The organism is Bradyrhizobium retamae (assembly GCF_001440415.1).
In the GTDB taxonomy this organism is placed as follows: Bacteria; Pseudomonadota; Alphaproteobacteria; order Rhizobiales; family Xanthobacteraceae; genus Bradyrhizobium; species Bradyrhizobium retamae.
This window is the reverse complement of the sequence record NZ_LLYA01000069.1, coordinates 1-3,164: the sequence shown is the minus strand read 5'-3', so window position 1 is coordinate 3,164 and position 3,164 is coordinate 1. Positions and strand designations below refer to the sequence as shown.

5 protein-coding genes and 1 pseudogene are annotated in these 3,164 nt (G+C 63.5%); 5 read left to right on the top strand and 1 reads right to left on the bottom strand.

Annotated elements, in window-relative coordinates; all coding sequences use genetic code 11:
• Nucleotides 1-214: 214 nt before the first annotated feature.
• Nucleotides 215-793 (bottom strand): hypothetical protein, encoded by a 579-nt coding sequence (locus CQ13_RS45485; RefSeq protein ID WP_245309117.1) that lies wholly within the window; start codon nucleotides 791-793, stop codon nucleotides 215-217.
• Between CQ13_RS45485 and CQ13_RS45480 the strand changes: the two genes are divergently transcribed.
• The 5 genes and pseudogenes from CQ13_RS45480 (at nucleotide 793) to CQ13_RS46760 (ending at nucleotide 3,077) form a co-directional block, all read left to right on the top strand.
• Nucleotides 793-1,161 (top strand): tyrosine-type recombinase/integrase, encoded by a 369-nt coding sequence (locus CQ13_RS45480; RefSeq protein WP_245309116.1) that lies wholly within the window; start codon nucleotides 793-795, stop codon nucleotides 1,159-1,161. The genes CQ13_RS45485 and CQ13_RS45480 overlap by 1 nt on opposite strands.
• A gap of 82 nt (nucleotides 1,162-1,243) precedes the next feature.
• Nucleotides 1,244-2,095, top strand: a complete 852-nt coding sequence (locus CQ13_RS10010; RefSeq protein WP_057842749.1) for a tyrosine-type recombinase/integrase — start codon at nucleotides 1,244-1,246, stop codon at nucleotides 2,093-2,095.
• A pseudogene (locus CQ13_RS46770) lies at nucleotides 2,092-2,322 on the top strand (tyrosine-type recombinase/integrase); the annotation flags it as partial. The gene CQ13_RS10010 and the pseudogene CQ13_RS46770, both read left to right, overlap by 4 nt.
• 10 nt (nucleotides 2,323-2,332) lie before the next feature.
• A complete protein-coding gene (locus CQ13_RS46765) occupies nucleotides 2,333-2,908 on the top strand; it encodes a tyrosine-type recombinase/integrase (protein ID WP_347337026.1) in 576 nt (191 codons plus the stop codon).
• Complete coding sequence (locus tag CQ13_RS46760) at nucleotides 2,874-3,077, top strand: integrase (RefSeq protein WP_347337025.1); 204 nt, start codon at nucleotides 2,874-2,876, stop codon at nucleotides 3,075-3,077. The genes CQ13_RS46765 and CQ13_RS46760 overlap by 35 nt, the downstream gene beginning before the upstream one ends.
• The last annotated feature ends 87 nt before the right edge of the window (nucleotides 3,078-3,164 follow it).

The following is a 3,164-nucleotide window of genomic DNA, read 5'->3' as shown; positions in this document are numbered from 1 at the left end:
CTTATGGGCAAATCCATTAATGGGGAGCTGGCGTGCCGGCATCGGCATTTTTCGGTGAATTGTAGCGATCTTTGTCTCCATAACAGTGCGGTCCTGCGCCTCCATCGGCTCGGCCACTGATGGCTGATCACAAACGGGGACGAACATGTTGGAGACCTACTTCTCGGCGTCGAAGATGCTGGGGTATCTGCGGAGCGGGCCAAGCGGACGATACCTAGACGGTTTCGCAGCCGCGCTTGAGCAGCAGGGCTATAGCGCCGGCACGGCCGTGCGATATTTGCGGGCGGCAGCGCACCTCGGCCATGTCGTGGCCCGGCAAGGGGCAGTGCCGAGCGACATTGATCTGGCGGTGTTCAGCGAGCACTTGCGCACTTGTCGATGTCCGCGCGCCATGGGAGGGCGTCGCAACCACCACACCATTTTCGGCGCCAGGCTCTTTCGCCAGCACCTTGTCGAAATCGGCGTTTGCCGGTCCGCCGCTACCGTATTGCAGCCTGCCGAGCCGTGCCTGGTGGCTCACTTCAAGGTGTGGCTGCGTAAGCACCGGGGGGCGTCTGATTCCACCATCAAGCTCTACGTCCGCGACGCCGCCCACTTGATGGCGGCACTCGGGGACGATCCAGAAAGGTGGGAACCGGCCGCTATTCGCAGTTTTTTCCTGGACCGCGCGAACCATTGCGGCAATGGAACCGTCGAGAAGCTGACGACCAGCCTGCGCGCGTTCTTGCGGTATCTTGCTGTCAAAGGCTGCTGCCGAGCAGGTCTCGCCGATGTCGTTCCTGGCTATGCCCATTGGGGCTTGCCGACTTGCCGCGATATCTGGCGGCGGAGCAGGTGGACCGGCTGATCGCGGCATGCGATGGCGAAGTCGTTGCGCGCCGGCGTGATCGCGCGATCGTCCTGCTCTTGGCGCGCCTCGGGGTGCGGGCCGGCGACGTGGCGCAACTCCGCCTCGAAGACATCGAGTGGGAGACGGGCTCGCTGCGGGTGTCGGGCAAGTCGCGCTACGAGGTGCGACTGCCGCTTCCGCAAGACGTCGGGGATGCGATCGCCGCCTACCTCGCGTGCCGCCCTTCGGTCTGCCCGAGCGATCACGTGTTCCTGCGCAAATTGCGCCGTTTCGACCGTTCCGGAAAGGTGATGGCATCTCGTCGGTGGTGAAACGCCTTATGCAGCGGGCCGGCATCGTGGCGCCAGTCAAGGGGGCGCAAATCTGGCGCTCCGGCGTGCCACTGGATTCGCGATGCTGAATGCGGACTACCTGCTCAAGAGCTTTGCCGCCTTTGCGACCGAACGCGGGCAGACGCATGTCCACACGCAAACCGCAATTGATTGGGCGGCGCGCGGACCGTCTGTCGCGCAACGCGATGCCCGGCTGAAAGCCGTCTGCCGGTTTGTGCGTCATGTCCGGGTTGAAGACGCCCGGCATGAGCTGCCGCCGGTCAATCACTTCGGCGCTCGCAAGACGCGGCGCTCGCCGTATATCTACTCAGCAGTGGAGATCGATCGCCTGATCGAGGCCGCTCTTCGGCTTCGCCCCAAAGGCGGCTTGCGCTCACGGACCTATGCGACATTGATCGCACTGCTCTCAGTCACCGGGTTGAGGATCTCCGAAGCGCTGAAGTTGACGGTCGCCGATGTGACGCGCGACGGCCTGCTGATCCGCGAGACCAAGTTCCGGAAAACCCGCTTGGTGCCGCTGCACGACACGGCAGTAGCGGGCTTGAGGCGCTATCTGGCGCGTCGCCGGCCCCGTTCCGAGGCCGATCCGGTGTTCGTTGACGCGCGTGGTTTGCCGCTGCGCTACATTGCGGTCAAAGAGACCTTCGACAGGCTGGTCGGCAGCGCAGGTATCGTACCGGCGGCGAAGCGTCGCCCGCGTCTACACGATCTGCGGCACACGTTTGCGGTGCGCGCGCTGCAAGGCAGTCCGACGGATCGAAGCCGAAGCGGCGCGCACATGGTGGCACTTGCGACCTACATGGGTCACGTCAACATCTATGCGACCTACTGGTACCTGGAGGCCACCGCCGACCTCATGCGCGACGTCGCCGCGGCCGGTGAAGGGTTCGTCGCCGAAGGGAGGCAATCATGACGCCGATTGCTCCCCTCATTGAAGCGTTCCTTGATGAGACACTCGCCCGCCAGCGGGGCGTCAGTCGGCATACGCGCGACTCCTATGCCCTGAGCTTCCAGTTGCTCTTCATGTTCGCTGCAAAGAGACTGAAGGTGACGCCATCGGCGCTGACGCTGGAGCAACTCGACGCCGGCCTCATCAGCGCCTTCCTGGAGTATCTCGAAGATAAGCGCAAAAACGCGCCGGTGACGCGCAATGTCCGGCTGGCAGCGATCAAGTCCTTCTTCCGCTTCCTCGAATACAGGAAGCCGGCGGCCCTGGAGCATGTCCGCCGCGTCCTGGCGATCCCGTTCAAGAAAACGGATCGGCGTCTGGTCTCTTATCTTCTGCGGGAGGAGCTGCAAGCGGTGCTCGACGCTCCGGATCCCGCCACGCGCGAAGGCATCCGCGACCGGGCCATGCTGCATCTGGCGGTTTGTGCGGGTCTGCGTGTCCGAGCTGACGGGGTTGAAGCTCGAGGACATCGACCTGTCGTCGATGAGCATTCGTGTTCTGGGCAAGGGACGGCGGGAACGGGCGCTCCCCTTGTGGAAGACCACAGCTGCTGCCCTGCGCGCCTGGCTCGCCGTTCGTGGGCGGGTCGCAGCACCCGAGGTGTTCGTCAACGCCCGGGGAGAGCCGTTGAGCCGATGGGGCTTCGCCTATCTGCTCAAACAGCATGCAGCGACCGCCGCTCGAGCGCATCCCGGCCTCGTCAAGAAACGCATCTCACCCCACGTGCTCAGATACATGCGCAATGATCATCCTGCAAGCAACACAGGACATCCGTAAGGTGTCGCTGTGGTTGGGGCACGCCACTCTGACGACCACCGAAATCTACACGCGTGGCGATCCGACAGAGAAGCTTGACGCCATGGAATCGATCGTTCCACCGCATCTGCGGCGCGGCGCGTTCCAGCCGTCCGACAGGCTGATCGCGCTCCTCAAGCGCTCTTCGTAATGGTGAGCCGAATTGGCAGCGGCCGATACAAGAGCGTGATCAAGTCGCCGCCAGCTCCCCATTAATGGATTTGCCCATAAGACAGCT

Coding starts and splice junctions, on each gene's coding strand:
- CQ13_RS45485 (WP_245309117.1), bottom strand. CDS start 793: ATGGGCATAGCCAGGAACGACATCGGCGAGACCTGCTCGGCAGCAGCC.
- CQ13_RS10010 (WP_057842749.1), top strand. CDS start 1,244: ATGCTGAATGCGGACTACCTGCTCAAGAGCTTTGCCGCCTTTGCGACC.
- CQ13_RS46765 (WP_347337026.1), top strand. CDS start 2,333: ATGTCCGGCTGGCAGCGATCAAGTCCTTCTTCCGCTTCCTCGAATACA.
- CQ13_RS46760 (WP_347337025.1), top strand. CDS start 2,874: ATGATCATCCTGCAAGCAACACAGGACATCCGTAAGGTGTCGCTGTGG.